This window comes from Paenibacillus mesophilus, assembly GCF_005938385.1.
GTDB classification, from domain to species: Bacteria; Bacillota; Bacilli; order Paenibacillales; family NBRC-103111; genus Paenibacillus_AB; species Paenibacillus_AB mesophilus.
On record NZ_VCRA01000004.1, the window covers coordinates 32,187 to 49,652 of the forward strand.

General features: G+C 58.9%; 15 protein-coding genes. 10 read left to right on the forward strand and 5 right to left on the reverse strand.

From position 1 onward, the window contains the following. Positions 1-73: 73 nt before the first annotated feature. The 3 genes from FE783_RS07795 to pxpB all read right to left on the reverse strand — a co-directional run bounded on the left by FE783_RS07795 (position 74) and on the right by pxpB (position 2,687). The gene (locus FE783_RS07795; protein WP_138878800.1) at positions 74-841 is read right to left on the reverse strand and encodes a LamB/YcsF family protein; all 768 of its coding nucleotides are present in this window, start codon (positions 839-841) and stop codon (positions 74-76) included. Continuing rightward, complete coding sequence (locus FE783_RS07800; protein WP_238402932.1) at positions 838-1,872, reverse strand: 5-oxoprolinase subunit C family protein; 1,035 nt, start codon at positions 1,870-1,872, stop codon at positions 838-840. Before FE783_RS07800 ends, FE783_RS07795 begins: the two co-directional genes overlap by 4 nt. A gap of 62 nt (positions 1,873-1,934) precedes the next feature. Beyond that, positions 1,935-2,687 (reverse strand): 5-oxoprolinase subunit PxpB, encoded by a 753-nt coding sequence (gene pxpB / locus FE783_RS07805; RefSeq protein ID WP_138878802.1) that lies wholly within the window; start codon positions 2,685-2,687, stop codon positions 1,935-1,937. Positions 2,688-2,895: 208 nt separating this feature from the next. Here pxpB and FE783_RS07810 point away from each other — a divergent pair, with 208 nt between their 5' ends. Then, positions 2,896-4,167, forward strand: a complete 1,272-nt coding sequence (locus FE783_RS07810; RefSeq protein ID WP_138878803.1) for a methyl-accepting chemotaxis protein — start codon at positions 2,896-2,898, stop codon at positions 4,165-4,167. Between the two features lies 1 nt (position 4,168). Here the strand turns inward: FE783_RS07810 and FE783_RS07815 are convergent, their stop codons facing one another. Beyond that, positions 4,169-5,734 carry a bifunctional metallophosphatase/5'-nucleotidase gene (locus tag FE783_RS07815; protein ID WP_138879185.1) on the reverse strand — a complete coding sequence of 522 codons (1,566 nt, stop codon included), beginning with the start codon at positions 5,732-5,734 and terminating at the stop codon, positions 4,169-4,171. A 222-nt stretch (positions 5,735-5,956) separates the two neighbouring features. Between FE783_RS07815 and FE783_RS07820 the strand changes: the two genes are divergently transcribed. Beyond that, entirely contained in the window at positions 5,957-6,841 is an 885-nt protein-coding gene (locus FE783_RS07820) for a helix-turn-helix domain-containing protein (protein ID WP_138878804.1), read from the forward strand. 18 nt (positions 6,842-6,859) lie between these two features. Here FE783_RS07820 and FE783_RS07825 read toward each other — a convergent pair whose 3' ends face one another. Beyond that, the gene (locus tag FE783_RS07825; RefSeq protein ID WP_158301670.1) at positions 6,860-8,200 is read right to left on the reverse strand and encodes an ABC transporter substrate-binding protein; all 1,341 of its coding nucleotides are present in this window, start codon (positions 8,198-8,200) and stop codon (positions 6,860-6,862) included. A 208-nt stretch (positions 8,201-8,408) separates the two neighbouring features. Between FE783_RS07825 and FE783_RS07830 the strand changes: the two genes are divergently transcribed. The 8 genes from FE783_RS07830 to FE783_RS07865 all read left to right on the forward strand — a co-directional run bounded on the left by FE783_RS07830 (position 8,409) and on the right by FE783_RS07865 (position 17,390). Next, positions 8,409-8,954, forward strand: a complete 546-nt coding sequence (locus FE783_RS07830; protein WP_138878806.1) for an RNA polymerase sigma factor — start codon at positions 8,409-8,411, stop codon at positions 8,952-8,954. Next, on the forward strand, positions 8,917-9,123 hold the full coding sequence (locus FE783_RS07835; protein WP_138878807.1) for a hypothetical protein: 207 nt from the start codon (positions 8,917-8,919) through the stop codon (positions 9,121-9,123). Before FE783_RS07830 ends, FE783_RS07835 begins: the two co-directional genes overlap by 38 nt. 5 nt (positions 9,124-9,128) lie before the next feature. Further along, positions 9,129-9,875, forward strand: coding sequence for a tetratricopeptide repeat protein (locus tag FE783_RS07840; RefSeq protein WP_138878808.1), 747 nt, complete (start codon positions 9,129-9,131; stop codon positions 9,873-9,875). A gap of 152 nt (positions 9,876-10,027) precedes the next feature. After that, entirely contained in the window at positions 10,028-10,786 is a 759-nt protein-coding gene (locus tag FE783_RS07845) for a GTP cyclohydrolase II (RefSeq protein ID WP_138878809.1), read from the forward strand. 92 nt (positions 10,787-10,878) lie between these two features. Beyond that, the gene (locus FE783_RS07850) at positions 10,879-12,357 is read left to right on the forward strand and encodes an arylsulfatase (protein ID WP_238402934.1); all 1,479 of its coding nucleotides are present in this window, start codon (positions 10,879-10,881) and stop codon (positions 12,355-12,357) included. Positions 12,358-12,526: 169 nt separating this feature from the next. Next, positions 12,527-13,333 (forward strand): glycosyltransferase family 2 protein, encoded by an 807-nt coding sequence (locus tag FE783_RS07855; protein WP_138878811.1) that lies wholly within the window; start codon positions 12,527-12,529, stop codon positions 13,331-13,333. After that, entirely contained in the window at positions 13,330-14,802 is a 1,473-nt protein-coding gene (locus FE783_RS07860) for an ArnT family glycosyltransferase (RefSeq protein WP_138878812.1), read from the forward strand. The genes FE783_RS07855 and FE783_RS07860 overlap by 4 nt, the downstream gene beginning before the upstream one ends. Positions 14,803-14,969: 167 nt before the next feature. Next, the gene (locus FE783_RS07865; protein ID WP_138878813.1) at positions 14,970-17,390 is read left to right on the forward strand and encodes a type IA DNA topoisomerase; all 2,421 of its coding nucleotides are present in this window, start codon (positions 14,970-14,972) and stop codon (positions 17,388-17,390) included. Positions 17,391-17,466 lie beyond the last annotated feature (76 nt).

Below are 17,466 nucleotides of genomic sequence, written 5' to 3' on the forward strand. Positions count from 1 at the left end.
CGGCATCTGGCAGGCGGCATCCGGCAGGGCGACAACCGGTAAGGCGGCAACTGCGGGGCTGAGAAGCGGGGGGCTAGCTGCGGCCGCCGGCTTCGCTTCCATTATGCGCCGTGACGGGGGCGAGCAGCCAGCCCGCGTCCTGCAGCCCTTGTCTGACAAGGGCCGCGAACTGCAGCGCATGCGGGCCGTCGCCGTGCACGCACACCGTCTGCGCTCTTCCTTCCGCCGCGAGACGCAGCACCTGCCGGACCGCTTCGGCTTCGTCGGCGATCATTGCGCCGGGCTCCCGCCTCGGTACGAGCGTGCCATCCGGGCGGTATCTTCTGTCCGCGAACACCTCTTCGGCGGTCGGCAGCCCCGCCCGTATACCTGCGCGGATCAACTCGCTCCCGGCGAGTCCGACCAATACGAGCGCCGCATCGACACGCCGGACCGCTTCCGCAATCGCTTCGGCCAGCGCCGCGTCGGCAGCGGCCATATTGTAGAGTGCGCCGTGCGGCTTCACATGCCTCATAACCGCGCCTTCCGCACGGACGAAACCGTACAGCGCCCCGACCTGGTACACGGTCATGTCGTACGCTTCCTGTGGCGATATCGCCATCTCCCGTCTGCCGAATCCGGCCATGTCCGGCAGCCCGGGATGCGCGCCGATCGCCACGCCGCGCTCCGCGCACAGTCCCACCATCCGGCGCATCGTCGCCGGATCCCCCGCGTGATAACCGCAGGCGATATTCGCCGACGTCACGATATCGAGCAGCCGCTCATCCTCACCCGACCGGTACACGCCGAAGCTTTCTCCGGTATCGCAGTTCAGGTCGATCCGCTTGTCCGCCTTGCTCATCTATGCGTCTCCTCCCTCATCCTCATCCCGATACCGGCCCGCAGTCTCATTTCCTCCAAACGTCCGGCCAACATCAATTGCTGCGAATCGCCATAACCGATCAACGCGAACCGGACTTGCGATCCCGGCCGAACCTGCGCCAGCACCGGCAAATCGGCCGCGGACACTTGGGCGATCCGCGGATAGCCGCCCGTCGTTTGCCTGTCGGCCATGAGCACGACAGGGGCGCCGTCCGGCGGCACCTGAATCGTTCCTGCCGCGACCGGCTCTGATAATAGGCTGCCCGCTCCGGCGCTTTCCAGCCGCGGGCCGTCGAGCCGGTAGCCCATCCGGTCGGAGCGGGGCGAGACGATGAACGCCGACTCGCGAAACAGCCGCAGGCTGTCCGGCGTGAAGCGTTCGTACTCGGGCCCCGGCGTCACGCGCACGACGGGATGCTCGCCGTAGGCCGGCAGCGCGTACGGGCTGACGCCCCAAGAGGCGGCCGCCCAAGGCGCGTCCCCGGCCTGCCCGCGCAGCTTCGCGAGCAGCGCCGCTGCAGCCGGCCCCGGCGCGCCAAGCGGCAGCGCGTCCCCGGCCCGCAGGGGGCGGCCGTCCAGGCCGCCGAGCCGGGACGGGACGTGCGTGCCGCGGCTGCCGAGCACGGCGGGCACGGCGATGCCGCCCGCGATCGCGAGGCAGGCGCGGCAGCCCGAGGCGGCGGGCGCGAAGGCGAGCACGGCGCCGCGCCGGACGAAGACGGCGCGCCACGCGGGCAGCGGGCAGCCGTCGACGGTAGGCGCGGAGCCGCCGCCGGTGACGGCTACGAGCGCGTCGGCGGCGAGCCGCAGGGCGAAGCCGGCGAGCGTCAGCTCGAGCGCGGCCGCGTGCGGGTCGTTGCCGACGAGCGCGTTCGCCGCGCGCAGGGCGAAGCCGTCCATCGCTCCGCCGACCGGGACGCCGATGCGCTGATGGCCCGAACGGCCGCCGTCCTGCACGGTCGTGAACAAGCCTGGCTTTTCCACATAGGCGCTGCTCTCAATTCGACTCAAATGCATGTCCTCCTCCCCATTAATCCCCTAAAAGTGAAGCGAACCTCCGAAGCTTATTCCGATTACTTTCGGGGGAGCCCCCGCGACAGCTCCTCGAACCGCTCCGGCGTTATGGGCTCGAACCGTACGCGGTCGCCCGCGCGCAATAGCGACGGCCGCTCGGCGTATGGCCGAAACAGCGGAAGCGGGGTCCGCCCGATAATGTTCCAGCCTCCGGGGGTTTCCAGCGAATACAAGCCGGTCTGGGCACCCGCGATGCCGACGCTTCCGGCCGGAACGGCGCTTCTGGGCGTCGCCCGGCGCGGCGTCGCCAGTAAGCCGGGAAGTCCGGCCAAATAAGGGAAGCCCGGGGCGAATCCGATCATCGCTACGGTATAGTCCGCACCGGCATGCAGAGCAACCGCTTCTTCCGCCCCGATATGATGATAAGCGGCCAGTTCGTCTAAATCCGGGCCGTAACGGCCTCCGTAACAAACCGGAATCGTCACGACGTCGTCGGTATCGTCGTGTTCGTCATACGCCTCCGAAGCAAGCAGCGAGCGGACGATGTCGCATACGGCTTCATATAAGACTTCCTCGCTATCGTCTCGCTTCTCGCGCAAGGTCCGGTACACGACCCACGGATCGTAATGCACAGCCAGCGCGCCATACGACGGCACCGCCTCGATAAAACCGGGAAACGGCTTCGCCTCCAGCAAGCGAGCCGCCGAGCGCACTTTCCGGATCGTGTCCGCCTCGATCCGGTCTCCGAAGCGGATCAGCAGCGCACAATCGCCGAGCGGGTAAAATACAGTCTCGCCGCCATTGCCGGACATTTCGTCTCCCTCCCCCCGTTATTCCAAGTAACCTTTTTCATTTATTGTAACGCAAGCTCCCCCGTTCGGCCACGAAAGCATCCGCATCCGGACTCCGCGCTGGAATCGTGTGATTTCCGTCACATCTCTACTGCATGCCCTTTCGTATACTGTTAGAAGCCATCAATCTAAACAAGCGCGGCAGCCCGCGCGTCAAGGAGGAACCGACATGAAGTTCGGTCTTGTCCGGAAGCTGGTGCTCGGCATCTCCGGCGTATCGATCATTACGTTCGGCACGAGCGCTTTTTTCATCTTCGTGCTGAAGCCATGGCTTGCCCCGAACATGGCTGACTGGCTCTACGTCAGCGGCGTGCTGACGCTGGGTGTCCTGTGGACGAGCTTTCTCGGTTGGCTGGCGGCACAGGTGATCATCCGGCCGCTGCTCAGGCTCGCCGCCGTCGTCGACGAAGCGGCGACCGGCAACTTGACCGTGACGATCCCCGAGTACCGGTCCAACGACGAAATCCTGCACCTCCACCGATCGTTCGAGACGATGCTCGGCAACTTGAAGCACATCATCGCCGAATTGAAGGACAGCGTCTCCGTTACCGACCAGAGCGCGGGCTCGCTCAGATCCGCAATCGGCCATGCCGCGCAGCAGATCGAGACGATCGCCATCACGATCGATCGGGTCGCCGAAGGCGCTTCGACGCAAGCCGAATCGGCTCAGACGATGTTCCACACCGTGGAGCGGGCAACGGAAACGGCAAACGAAGTAAGCCGCCAGGCGGAGCATGCGATCGCCCTGTCCGACGCGATGGTGAAGACGATTGCCGCAAGCGGCGATACGTTCCGGTCGCTCGTCGGAGGCATGTCGGACGTATCCGAGAGAAGCGAGCATACGCTCACGATCGTCCGCAAGCTCGAGACGCAGGCGAAGGAAATCGGCCAAATTTCCCAACTTGTCGGGGAAATCGCCGCGCAAACCCAACTGCTCGCCCTGAACGCCTCCATCGAGGCGGCGCATGCCGGGGAGCACGGCCTCGGCTTCTCCGTCGTTGCGGGCCAAATCCGCAAGCTGGCCACGGACAGCTCCGAGGCCGGGGAACAAATCAACCGTCTCGTCCGGCAGATGCAGGAGCAGACGGACAGCGTCGCGCGAGAAACGGACGATCAGGTGAAGCTGATCCGCCAAGAGAAAACGAAGGGCGAGGCGGCCAACCGCGCCTTGACCGAAATGACATCGTCCGCCGATGAAACGGCGCAAGCCCTGCACAGCATCGTTGTCCACATGAACGGACAGGCGGACCAAATACGCCGGGCATTCGGGGACGCCAAAGAGATCGCCGACATTGCGGCGACCATATCCGAAGGCGCATTCCGCGTCGCCGACGCCGCCCAGGAGCAGACGGCGGTCATGGAGCAAATCTCCGCCTCCTCGGACGTGCTTCGCAATCAAGCGGACGGCTTGAAGCGCAAGACGGTCGTCTTCCGCCTGTAGATCAACGGCCGGTTACGACTTCCCAGTTGCCGTCGACGGTAGCGGCGACCGTCTTCCTCTCCAGAATGTAATTGGCGATCAGCTCGGAAACGTCGGTCGGGATATCTTTCACGACCGTCTTACCTTGAAACATCGTATAGTCCCCGCCGCCTCCGGCACGATAGTTGTTCATGGCGACGTCGTATTCCCCGTCCGGATCGACGGGCTCCCCGCGGTGCGTCAACCGGACGACCCGGCTTCCTTCCGGGCGCGACACGTCGAGCGTATACTCGATGCCTTCCCACATATCGTAATTGTAATGCTGCGGCTTCGGCACCGCGAACTTCGGGTTGATCGCCACTTTTCCGTTCCCGTCCGTCGTGAAGTAGGTGGCGTTTCTTTCCAGTGCTTCGAGCATGTCCCGGCCGGTAATGCGGATGACCTTCAGCGTGTTCGGGTAAATGTAATTCGATACGATATGGCGCATCGTCACCCGAGGCGGAAAACCGGGGGCTTCGTCGCTGAACAAAGCCGTGTTGGATATTGCCGCACCCGACGTCTCCATCTGCACCTTATTAATAAACTCGATCATCGCATTGTCTTTCATGCGGATCCGCATCGGGTCGCGCACCGTCATATCGCCATCGATCGAGCCGATCGGCGTATCCAGCCATTGCTGCGTCGCAATTTCGTAGGGCTGCGCCAGCGCGAGCAGCTCGGCATCCGGCTCCACTCCGTTCACTGGGAGCAGCTCGGACGTTTTCTCCGCAATTGTCCATCCGTCTCCGTCCGGTACGAGCATTATCCTCACCGCACCCGCATGCTGCCCCAAATATCCCGGCTGTAGGATGGTGACGCCGTTCAGCGTCTTCCCCGCGATTTCCCGATGCTGGTGTCCCGTCAGCAGCACATCGATGCCGGGAACTTCCATGCACAGCCGGTAGCCTTGATTTTCTCCGGTCGGCACTTCCGCCGCCTCTCCCGTTTCCGGATCTTTCTCGAATCCTCCGTGATACGAGATGACGACCACATCCGCCCCTTCCTCCCCGCGCAAATACGGAACCCATCGGCTTGCCGTTTCAACCGCATCCAAGAAGGCGAGACCTTCGATGTTCGCCGGGTTTTCCCAGTTCGGAATATAGGGGGTAGTCAAGCCGAGTACCGCTACTGTGACGCCATTGTACCTTTTGATCAAATACGGCTTGCCGAAATAAGGCTCTTCGGTACCTTCCTTGACGATATTGGCCGACAGCCAAGGGAAATCCGATTCCGCTACCGCTTTATTCAGCACTGCCAAGCCGTAATTGAATTCGTGGTTACCGATAACCGCCGCATCGTACCCGAGCCTGTTCAGCGCAAGCACCATCGGATCGGTCGGTCCGTTATCGATCCGGGCGTGATAGTACGCGAGGGGCGTTCCCTGAATCAAGTCTCCGTTGTCGATCGCCAGGACGAATCCGCCTTCGAGCTCGGCCCGTTCTTTTTCCTTCTGGAGCAAGGCGGCGACTTTGGCGAGACCTACCTCGTTGGGCTCATTATTCGCGTAGTGAATAGGTAAAATGCTCCCATGTAAGTCGCTCGTTTCCATAATCGTTAGACGGACCCCATCATTCGCGTTCGGCAATTCGCACCCCTCCTGCGATTCATTCTCATCCCAATATAGCAGTGTAAATGGCACATTACAAACGAACCGGAAAAAGGCCACCCCTTCCGTGCACTTCGCACGGCGGATGGCTGTTCTTTTGTTGTCAGCACATGGAAAATATTTTATTGTTGAAGAGAAAGCGAGTCCAGCCGGGAGGTGCGAGCGATGTTATCCATCAACCAAAACGACTTTGTAGACGATTATACGAATAAGCATCTGCACGAATTGCCGTTTTTTATCAAATACCGCTGGACGGATGCCCACCAGATGAACTTCCATTCCCATCACGGGTACGAGCTGTATTTCATGCATGAAGGGACGGGCAACTATGTGAATGACGGCTATATTTACCCGTTCCAGGGCAACGATTTAATCATAATCGAGCCTCATCAAATCCACAAATCGTCGCCCGAGCCAGGAAAGCGGTTTACCCGCTCCGTCGTCAATTTTCTCCCGGGGTTTCTAAACCCGGACTCCAAGAAGCTGGTCATGGAATTGTTCAGCAAAGAGCATAAGGCGGATCGCAGACACATCGTGTTGTGCCCGGTAAACCATGTTCACGCCTACAAGCTGCTCGAACAGATGCATGCGGAGTACATATCGCGGCACACCGGCTTTGAGCAAATGCTGGGCATATTGCTGAATCGGCTACTGCAGCAAATTCATCGCGCGTTCTTCATCGATTCTCCCCCTGCCGAAGGCCCGGGCAATCCGGCCAACTCGATCGCCGAGAATGTCATCCAGTACTTGACCGCCCATTATTCGGAGAACATTCCGCTCGAAGATTTGGCCAAAACGTTCTACGTCACCCCTTATCATTTATGCCGGCTGTTCAAGAAAGCTACAGGCGAGACGATCGGCCAATTCGTCTTGTACACCCGAATTCATCATGCCAAACGGGAGCTTGCTTTCACCGATACGCCCATACTCGATATCGCCGCCATGGTCGGCTTCAACAGCTATTCTTACTTCGGGCTCGTTTTCAAACAGCATGAAGGGTTGACTCCGAACCAATACCGAAAAAAATATAAGCAAGCCGTCCCTTACTGATCATGATCGGGAAGCGATTTACCGCGCCTTTTTCTGCTCAAGGTCTTTGTTGATCGCTTCCTCCGCTTCTCTTAAGGCGGTGTTCACGTCTTTGTTGTTCAAGACCACTTCTTTGAACTTGCCGCGCAGGATCGCATACGCAGCCGGATCGTATTTCGTTACCGACGGTCTCGCTGCGGCGAATTTGCTTTTGACGAACGCTTCTTTATTTTTGCCTTTCAGCAAATCGTTGTCCACGCCGTATTCCTTCTTCACCCGTTGCGTAGCGAGAATACTGATTCTGCCCAGCTTCGCCTCCGAGACCTGCAGCTCCTCGGATAAAATATGGGCGATCGCCATGAACGCCTGGTCTTTGTTTTTGCTCGAGCCGGATATTCCGAGAAACGGGGCGAACATTTGAATCGTTCTATCCGGCGCTTCCTTGAACGAAGGCAACGTGACGACGTCCCAATTCAACCCGTTCTTCATCGCATCCGGCAGCGCTCCGAACATGAGCGTGGAGGCGAACATGGCGAGAGTCTTGTCTTTCAGGAAGATCGTGCTCGCTCTGCCGCCGTAATCCGCCGGTGCCGGCCGTCCGCCGTCCATATCGTACACGCGCTTTAGCCCTTCGAAGACGGTTTTCCACTTGTCGGTGTTGACCGAAGCTTTCATCGAAGCGGCATCGACCGCCGGCAGCGACATTTGATTGTATGGAATTAAAATGTGCTCCGAGAAATCAAGCCCCCGGTATTGCACGCCGCCGTCCGTCCTCGTTACCTTTTTGGCCAGATCGACGGCTTCGTCCCAAGTCATGCCGTCCTTCGGATAAGGTACGCCGAACTTGTTGAAAATGTCTTTGTTGTAATACAGCACCGCCACGTTATGTCCGCGGGGAAGCGCCACGATTCTGGCATCGCCCGTGTACGCCTTCACGTCTTCCATGGCTGCGGGATCGATGGAGCTCATATTGAAACCATACTTTTTGACAAGAGGCGTCATGTCGTACAGCACGTTCAATTCGTTGTAGACGGGAATATCCCCGCTGCTGTCGCCCATAATAATATCCGGCACCGTTCCCGCCGTCAGCAAGTCCTCGATATACGATCCTTTCTCCTTCTTCACCACTTTCATTGTAATATGCGGATATTTGCTCTGGATCGGATCGATGATCGCGCTTTTCATCAGCTCGTCGCCCATGCTGCTGTTAAAGATGGTGAGCGTCACCGGCTCCGTGCTCACGACCGGAGGAGTCCCTTTGGCTTGCACGGCGCCGCCTCCGCTCTTGACCGAACCGGCTCCCCCGGAGCAGCCTGCCGCGACGCTCAATGACAATACGAATATCGAGCCTCGCACCCATCTTTTGTTCCAAACTCCCATTCGAAGACCTCCCTCAAGTGTACGTTCCGTTTCGCCGTTTTCGTCCTCCTGTCCTGACAGCGCTTGCATTTAGGCGAGTACCCTGATTATACACAGACGGTGTCCCCCAATGCCTTTCCGATATTGACCTAAACGATTAGAAAATTGCTGCCTTGCGGTCCAACAAATTCCGCCGCCAAAACGTTATATTTGCAAAAGGAGGTGCTGCATGAGCATTGACGAGGCGTTCGAAGCAGTCGCCCGCGGAAACGCGGAAGCGCTCAAAGTGTTGTACGAACAGTTCCGTTATATCGTGTACTCCTTGGCGTTCTCGATCTTGAAAGACAAACAGGCCGCCGAAGATGTGCTTCAGGACACGTTCGTCCGGGTGTATGAGCACGCCGGAGCTTGTCGGCCCGGGACGAATCCGAAGGCATGGATCGTCTCCATAGCGCGCAACCTCGCTTATGATGCCTATCGGCGCGGGAAGAAGACCACTGTTCGCGATGATACCGACTGCCACGGCACACCCGAGAGCTCGATCGTGCAAAGATTGGAGCTGACCGAGGCTCTCCTTCGGCTCGGCGATATGGAGCGCCAAATCGTGGTGATGCACCTGCTTGCGGGACTGAAGCATCGTGAAATCGGCGAGGTGCTGGGCATCCCGGCGGGGACGGTCAGATGGAAATACCGGAAAAGCCTGTCGAGGCTGGCCGGATGGATCGGAGGGGATGATCGTGAGACGGGAACAGCTTCTTTGCCAGCTCAAAGATGAGCTGATGTGCAACACCCCGGATCGGTGGGATGGAATCCGGGAACGAATAGCCGCCGCCGTTGCGACGAAATTGCTTCAGCAGCTGGAAGGCGTTCCGTCCCCGCGGGGAAGACTTTTCGGGGAGCTCAGAGACGCTGGCATTCCAAACACATACGACCGGGGAGCGTGAAAGCGATGCAACGCGATGCATTCGATCTGAAGTGGGAAAAAGACTACAAATTCGATCTGCTGGAGCAATTGGAGCGTCAATTCGAACTTGCCGTATGGGAGGAAGCCGTTGCCCTGTATGAAGCGGCTTTGGAGCGGCAGCCGGATAATCCCGAATACCTTTTTGGTCATGGACGATTGCTGGAAATGAGGGCGAACCGTATGCTGCGACTGGCGGCGCAACGCTACGAAACCGCGCTCCGAAGCGATTCGGTCAAAGAGGATTACAGCTGGATCGGGGGCAAACTGCATGCCCAACTCATCAAAGTGCGGGGACAGCTATCGGAAAACCGCAAATCGATCGATTATTATAAAAAACAACTTAGCGTATGTCCCGACGATCCGCGGCTGTACTGCTATTTGACGCAATGTTACTTGACCGTCGATCAAGTTCCGGAAGCGCAGCAAGTCGTAGAAGCGGGCCTTAAGCTATTCCCTGATTACGCTCTTCTCGTCTATTACGGGGGCGAGACGCATTCTCGTCTCGGTCATACCGAGCAGGCGCTGCAAGCGTGGGAACGATCCGCATCGCTCGATCCGCAGCTGATCGACGGCCGGTTCAGCAGAGCGTTTCTGCTGGAACGGGAGCACCGGCTGGAAGAAGCGTTCAAGGAGTGGGAACATATCGCGGATTTTATGGAGAGGTACGGGTTTCATGACGATATCGCCAAGCGGGAGCTGGAGCGGATCAGGAAGCGGTTGACCGACGGCTAAGATGTCATGGATACTTGATAGGCTGCCGGTCTTTGGGCCTGTTGAAAAAACAACAGGCCCCTTTCCCGGCGGCCTTGACTTGCATTCATCGGCAAATGAAATGCCCGCCTTGGGGCAACCTACTACTACTAACAAATAAAGGAGCGTTCGACATGTCGGAAGTTACAAGCCTCGATCCCGCGGTCCTTGCACTGCTCGAGCCCAAAGTGCGGCTGATCGAAACGGAGCAGGGAGCGATTTATTTGGTCGGACCGATCCGGCTGCCCGTCCATGTAGAAGGCGAAACGATCGAATTCAAATGGTACTGTTGGCTGAATTGCACGGAGGTTACCGATCGTTTCGAGCGGATTATCGAGAAGCTGTCCTCTATTAACTTGGCGGAATATCAGCAGTCGAGCGTATTGGTGCACGGGGATTTCGAGAATGCGGAGCATGCGTGGGTGCGCCTGCATTCCATATGCCACACGGGCGATATTTTCGGCAGCAAACGATGCGACTGCGGCTTCCAGCTCAAGCAATCGATGAAGAAAATCGCCGAGCACGGCGCGGGAGCGCTGTTCTACTTGGCCAACCAGGAAGGCCGGGGAATCGGGCTGTTCAGCAAAGCGCTCGCCTACATTCTTCAAGAGAACGGATACGACACGGTAGATGCGAATCTGAAGCTGGGGTTCGTCGACGACGCCCGCAACTACGGCGATGCGATCCGCGTCCTCCAAGCATTGCGCAAGAAGCCGGTTACATTAATCACGAATAATCCGAAGAAATTGGAGGCGCTGCAGAAATCGGGGATGGAAGTGGAAGGGCGCGTTCCGCTGTGGGGCGACGTGTCCGAATATAACGAAGCGTACTTGCAGACGAAAATTCGGCGGTCCGGCCATATCGGGACGGAAGGCTGCTGCAATAATGACTAGTCGCGAGAAATCCCGCTAACCCGGAACGCCATATGCAGGTCATCGGCACCGTTCTGTCGAATGAAAATCGAAACGAAAGGAGGAACTTGCGCTTGAAAAAACCTAACATTTTGCTCGTGATGACCGATCAGCACCGCCGGGACGCGCTCGGCTGCTACGGCAACAAAATCGTCGAAACACCGCATCTGGATTGGCTTGCCGCGGAAGGGACGATATTCAGCCATGCCTATTCCTGCACGCCTTCCTGCATCCCTGCCCGCGCCTCCCTGTTGACCGGCATGGATCCCTGGAATACAGGGATTCTCGGCTCCGGCCGGGGGCAAGGCCGGATGGGCGGCGGCTTCACGCACACATTGCCCGGCGAATTGGCCCGGGCCGGCTACCATACGCAAGGGGTCGGAAAAATGAATTTCCACCCCCAGCGGTCGTTGAACGGGTTTCATCATACGATATTGGACGAATCGGACCGAGTTGAAACGCCCGGGTTCGTCTCCGATTACGAAGAATGGTTCCACCGGAACAAGACCGGCGATTACGGGATCGTCGACCACGGGGTCGGCTGGAATTCATGGATGTCCCGGCCTTACCACGCCCCGGAATTTTTGCATCCGGTCAACTGGACGGTCAATGAATCGATCCGCTTCCTCGAGAAGAGAGACCCGGGCGTGCCGTTCTTCTTGAAAACTTCATTCTCGAGACCGCATTCACCTTACGATGCCCTGCCTTATTATTACGAGCTGTACGACAGGAAAGAGCTCCCCGCCCCATTCGTCGGAGAATGGGCGCACGTTCACGATCATCCGCAGGATGCGGCCAAACCCGATGCTTGGAGAGGAAAGCGCAGCGATGAAGAAATCCGCCGGGCGCGGGTGGGATATTACGCTCTCATTCATCATATCGATCAGCAAATCGGCCGGCTGTTTATGACGCTTCGGAAGATGGGCGAATGGGACAATACGGTCATCATTTTTACGTCGGATCACGGAGATATGCTCGGCGACCATCATTTATGGCGCAAAACGTATGCGTACGAAGGAGCGGCGCACATCCCGCTTATAGTCCGCCTGCCCAAATCGATGCGTATATCCACCGCACCGATCGTCGACAGCCCCGTATGCTTGCAGGACATTATGCCGACGCTGCTCGAGGCGGCCGGAGCGGACATTCCGCCGACCGTCGACGGAAGCAGCCTGCTCCCTCTCATCAGGGATGAAAACGCTTCCTGGCGGGAATTCGTGCATGGCGAGCACTGCACCTGCTATTCGGAAGAACAGGAGATGCAATACTTGACAGACGGCCTATGGAAATATATTTGGTTTCCAAGACTCGGCACGGAGCAGCTGTTCCGCTTGTCGTCCGATCCGGGAGAGTGCACGGACTTGTCCGTTCGGGAGGAGTACGCTTCCGAGCTGCAGCGCTGGCGCCGGCGTCTGATCGCCATTCTGGAATCTCGCGGCGCCGGCTTGACGGAGGGAGACCGGCTCGTCTGTCAGGCGGGCAAGTCGCCCCACGTTTCGCCGAAATACAAGGAGCGCATGGACCGGTGGCAGAGCACCGCATCGAATAAATAACTACAGTTGCCGGGGAGACACATCCCCGGCTTTTCCGACGGGATGGAACTTTTCGCATCATGACGGTTTTGTAAGGCAGCGATTGGGGAATTCTGTTACTAATGGCAATAACCATTAACGACAGAAAACAGTTCGTCCACACCACGATGACGACTGCAGGAGACACGACATGGACTGTAAACTCATAATCGGCATGCCCGTATACAACGAAGAAGCCGCTCTGCCCAAGCTGTTCGTCCGGTTGGAGCAGCTTCGGCGGCAGTTCGGCGAGGCGCTCTACCTATGCTTTGTGAACGACGGCAGCACGGACGGGACGGACGCGCTTCTCCGCGATTATGTCCGCAAGCATCCGAACGCCGCGGTACTCGTTCATCCGGATAACCGCGGACTCGGCGAAGCGATGCGAACGATGCTCTCGCATACCGTGCGGCATTTCGGCGAAGACGACATCCTCATAACACTGGACGCGGACAATACGCACAGTCCGGAGCTGATTCCGGCCATGGCCCGGAAGCTGCGGGACGAGCAGCTCGATCTCGTCATCGCCTCGCGGTTTGCCCCCGGCGGAGTCGAACGGGGCGTTCCGCTGCTGCGCAGACTGTACAGCCGGGGAGCCCGGTTGTTTTTCAAGCTGCTCTTCCCTATTCCCGGCGTGAACGATTATTCGAGCGGCTTCCGGGCATACTCGGTGCGAATCCTTCAGAAGGCGTTCCAGCGATACGGTGACAATGTCGTCACTTCGAAAGGCTTCGCCTGCACGGCCGAGATTATTGCCCGGCTCGGTAAAATCGGGGTGAAAGCCGGAGAAGTTCCGCTCAGACTGGACTACGACCTGAAGGAAGGACGCAGCAAAATGAACGTGTCCCGCACGATCGGAGGCTACTTCCGGCTCATTCGCGCCATTAACTATCCGTCCGCTCGCACCGAGCCGGATTTGCCCGCCTTGATCGAACGGAACGGCGAAGGTGGAGCATGAGCTCCGGCCGTCCGACGCTGGTTCGCCGAGCTGTCGTGATCGGGCTGTTTCTGTTCGTCCTCGCCGTCCGGCTGCCCTACTTGGCCGATTCTCCATACGGCTACGATTCTTGGCGGCAGTCCGATACGGAGGCTATGGCGCGCCATTTCGCAGAGCACAGGTTCAATGTGCTTTTCCCTCAATTGAATTACCAAGGCCCTCTGCCGAATTACGCGCAGCTGGAGCTTCAGGTGACAACCGCGTTGATTGCCGTCCTGTACAAGCTGTTCGGCTACCATTATGCATGGGCCCGCATAGTGCCGATCTTATTCTTCATGGGGTCGGCTCTGTTCGTTTACCGGATCGCATTGCGGCATTATTCGGCGTTCCCGGCAGCGCTTGCTCTTCTCCTTTACGGGCTGCTGCCTTTGAACGTGCTGTACTCCCGTGCTATCATGCCGGAGTCCGCCGCTTTATTTTTCTATACCGGCGCGTTTTATTTGTTCGGCGAATGGATCGCCCGGGGAAAGCGCGGCTTACTGTTCGCCTCGTCCCTTTTCACCGCTTTGGCCGTCTGCGAGAAAGTGCCGGCCGTATTCGTAGGGATCCCGATGATCGTTATGGCCGTTAACAAATATCGCATCGGTGTCCTGTTCCGCATAGATATGTGGGCTTTCGCGGCAATGGCGCTGCTGCCTCCTTTCGCCTACTACAGCTGGCTCGGTACGGTTGCCGAGTCCGCATTCGTGTCGGGTATAGCCTCTAAGCACATATTGCCGGCAATGGCGAGAGCGGTGTTTACGAAGGAGGCGTGGGCGTTTTTTGCCGCCGAGCTGCCGAAAGCGTTTACTTGGTGCGGGCTGGCCTTATTCGTGCTCGGGTTGGCACTCGTGCTGCTCCGTTGGCGCTCTTATCTTGCCATCTGCGCCTGGACGCTCGCCATGCTCGTCGAACTGGCAACGATCGTCGCCGTTATCCGGTTCAACTATTACCTCATTTTCATAGGGCCGCTAGTGGCGCTGCTCGGAGCTTATGCACTGGGGAGATTGTTCGAGCGGGCATGGACATCCGGACGAAGGCCGGACAAGTTCCGCATGGCGGCGGTAGCAGGAATCGGTGCGGCGATCGTAGCCGTAGCGTTCGAAAGCTTCGCGGCTGTCGCACCGGTCATCGGCCGGCAGAACGAGGACGTTATCCGACAGGCTGCCATCGTAGAACGATATTCCTCTCCGGACGATCTTATCGTCACCGGCACGGACGACCCGTCGCTGTTGAACGCTTCGCATAGAGCCGGTTGGCGGGTGGCGAATTCGATGCCGGAGGACTCCGTCGCCGAGCTTGATTATTTCGTCCGGGAAGGGGCCGCTTATTTCGTGCCGCTCAGAGGTTACATCGACGGAGACGCGGACGGCCGGCTGAAACGGCATTTGGACGAACGGTATCCGAAGCTGGAGGCGGATTCGGAGTATTACATCTACAAGCTTAGGTAGCGCCATAAACCGGGAACAGCAGGCGACCGCGCCATATAAGCATCGCCTTCTATATTGAAGATGTCGGCCCCGCCCCGCGTCGTTCATTTGCCATCCCGACTGAAGGCCGTTTGTGGTACTATGGTAGATGACCAAATTACCTCATTCGAATACCGGGGGAAGCACGCTTGAAAACGTTAATTATAGCCGAGAAACCGGATATGGGCCGCAATATCGCCGCCGCGATCGAGCCGAAAGCCGTCAACAAGCGGACACACCTGGAAGGCCAGCAATTCGTCATTACGTGGGCGATCGGACATTTGATCGGCCTTGCGGAGCCCGACCTGTACGATGAGAAATATAAGAAATGGAATTTTAACGATTTGCCGATTATTCCCGATTCGTTCAAGCTGCTGCCCAATCCGCGCACGAAGGATCAGCTGAAGGTGATCCAGACGCTCTCGAAAGAATGTGGCGACATCGTCAACGCCTGCGACGCCGGGCGCGAAGGCCAGCTTATATTCGCCTATATCCAGCAGCATCTGAAGCTTCGCCAGCCGGTGCGGCGGCTGTGGATCTCCGACCTGACGCCGGAGACGATCCGCCGCGGCTTCGCGGAGCTGAAGGACGGCAGCGTATACGAGCCGCTGACGAGAGCGGCCCGGGCCAGAAGCGAAGCGGACTGGCTGATCGGCATGAACGGCTCGCGCGCATTCACGACGAAGCATAACGAGTTGCTGTCCGTCGGACGCGTGCAGACGCCGGTGCTGGCGCTGCTGTACGACCGGCAGAAGCAGATCGAGGCGTTTTCGTCGGCGAAGTTTTACGAGGTGGAGGCGTTTTTCGACCAGAAGGAAACGAGCTATCGCGGGCTGTGGCAAGGGGATCGGCTGACCGATCAAGCCAAAGCGCAGGAACTCGCCGACAAAGTAAAGAACAAGCAGGGGACGGTCGCAAGCTACGAGGTTAAAGATACGAAGGAGTATCCGTTCAAGCTGTACGACTTAACGCTGCTGCAGCGCGACGCGAACGCCAAGTTCAGCTTCTCCGCGAAGAAGACGCTCGATATCGCCCAATCGCTCTACGAGAAGCATAAAGTCATCTCTTACCCGCGGACGAACTCCAATTATGTCAACGAGCAGAACATTCCGGAAATGTACCGGGCGCTCGATGCGCTGAAGGGAACGCCTTACGAGGCTCTGGCGAACGGCGCGGACAAGAAATTCGTCCACAAAAATAACAAAGCGGTGTGCAATCCGGCCAAAGTGGAAGACCACCACGCCATCTTGCCTACCGGCAAACGGGCCAATTCGCTTACGCCCGAGGAGCAGAAGCTGTACGACTTGATCATACGCCGCTTCCTGTCCCACTTCTACCCTCCCGCCGAGTACAAGGTCCACTCGATCTTGACCGAGGTCGAGAAGGAAATGTTCAAGACGACGATCAAGCAGCTGATAAGCCTCGGCTGGAAGACGATATACGAGGACGATAAGTCGTCCAAGGACAAGGACGGCGGCAAAAAGTCCGGGAAATCCGGCAAGACCGAGAGCGGCAAAGACGGCAAGGACGGGGACGGCGACGGACCGAGCGAGCCCGAAGAGGATCTGGTCGAGACGCCGTTCGTGCTGTCGCCGGACGAACCGGTGCACTGCCGCGACTCGGCCGCGAAGGAGAAAGAAACGCAGCCGCCGAAGCCGTACACGGAAGGGACGCTGCTGAAAGCGATGGAAAGCGCGGGCAAGCAGCTCGAGGACGAGGAGCTGCGCGACGCGATGAAGGAATCGGGGCTCGGCACGCCGGCCACGCGGGCCGCGATTATCGAGCGGCTCAAAAACGTCGGCTACGTGACGATGCAGGGCAAGCGGATCGCGGTTACGCTGAAGGGCCGCACGGCCGTCGAGCTGATCCGCGGCGCGGGCGTCGAGCTGCTTACGTCGCCGGAGATGACCGGCCAGTGGGAGCGGCGTCTGCACGAGATATCACGCGGACAAGCTTCCGACGAGACGTTCATCGAGAACGTGAAGAAGTTTACCCGCTCCATTATCGAGAAGGTGCGCGTCCAGCCGAGGGCGGCCAAGACGGCGTTCGAGCCGGATCAGTCGGCGGCGGGCGGTGCCGGCGGAGCGGCGGGTAAAGGCAAGGGCAAGTCCGCGCGCGGTACGCGGGCGAGCGGCGGCGCGAGCGCGGGCGGCAGCGACGCGGCGGCGGAGAAGCCGGCACGCGGCACACGCTCGGCCGGCAGCAGCCAGGGCGCGGCCGCTGCGGGTGCCGCAGCCGGCGATAGCGCCGGGGGGCCGGCCGAGCGCGCTGCGCCGGCCAAGACGGGGGAGCGCGAGATGATCGGCCCGTGTCCCCGCGAGGGCTGCGGCGGCCATATTTTCATGGGCAACAAAGGGTACGGCTGCAGCAACTACAAAATCGGCTGCAAATTCGTCATCTGGAAAGAAAGCCTCGGCAAGACGCTCACGCCGACGATGATCAAAAGCTTGATCGAGAAAGGCCGCACGAACAAGCTGAAGCTGCTCGACCGTTCCGGCGCGCCGATCGAAGGACGGATCGTGCTGAAGGACCGCAATGTCGGCCAAGTGGAGATCGTGCCGGAAGCATAAGTTCCGGCATCTCCGCGTGCAACAAAATAGGATGTTTGCGGCTCTTTAGCCCGCTACCTTTCCCGTTCCCGGCATA

Bases quoted from the DNA above. Each gene is read 5' to 3' on its own strand.
- FE783_RS07820 (WP_138878804.1), top strand. From the start codon at position 5,957: ATGTTATCCATCAACCAAAACGACTTTGTAGACGATTATACGAATAAG.
- FE783_RS07815 (WP_138879185.1), bottom strand. From the start codon at position 5,734: ATGGAAACGAGCGACTTACATGGGAGCATTTTACCTATTCACTACGCG.
- FE783_RS07840 (WP_138878808.1), top strand. From the start codon at position 9,129: ATGCAACGCGATGCATTCGATCTGAAGTGGGAAAAAGACTACAAATTC.
- FE783_RS07795 (WP_138878800.1), bottom strand. From the start codon at position 841: ATGAGCAAGGCGGACAAGCGGATCGACCTGAACTGCGATACCGGAGAA.
- FE783_RS07855 (WP_138878811.1), top strand. From the start codon at position 12,527: ATGGACTGTAAACTCATAATCGGCATGCCCGTATACAACGAAGAAGCC.
- FE783_RS07830 (WP_138878806.1), top strand. From the start codon at position 8,409: ATGAGCATTGACGAGGCGTTCGAAGCAGTCGCCCGCGGAAACGCGGAA.
- FE783_RS07845 (WP_138878809.1), top strand. From the start codon at position 10,028: ATGTCGGAAGTTACAAGCCTCGATCCCGCGGTCCTTGCACTGCTCGAG.
- pxpB (WP_138878802.1), bottom strand. From the start codon at position 2,687: ATGTCCGGCAATGGCGGCGAGACTGTATTTTACCCGCTCGGCGATTGT.
- FE783_RS07810 (WP_138878803.1), top strand. From the start codon at position 2,896: ATGAAGTTCGGTCTTGTCCGGAAGCTGGTGCTCGGCATCTCCGGCGTA.
- FE783_RS07825 (WP_158301670.1), bottom strand. From the start codon at position 8,200: ATGGGAGTTTGGAACAAAAGATGGGTGCGAGGCTCGATATTCGTATTG.
- FE783_RS07860 (WP_138878812.1), top strand. From the start codon at position 13,330: ATGAGCTCCGGCCGTCCGACGCTGGTTCGCCGAGCTGTCGTGATCGGG.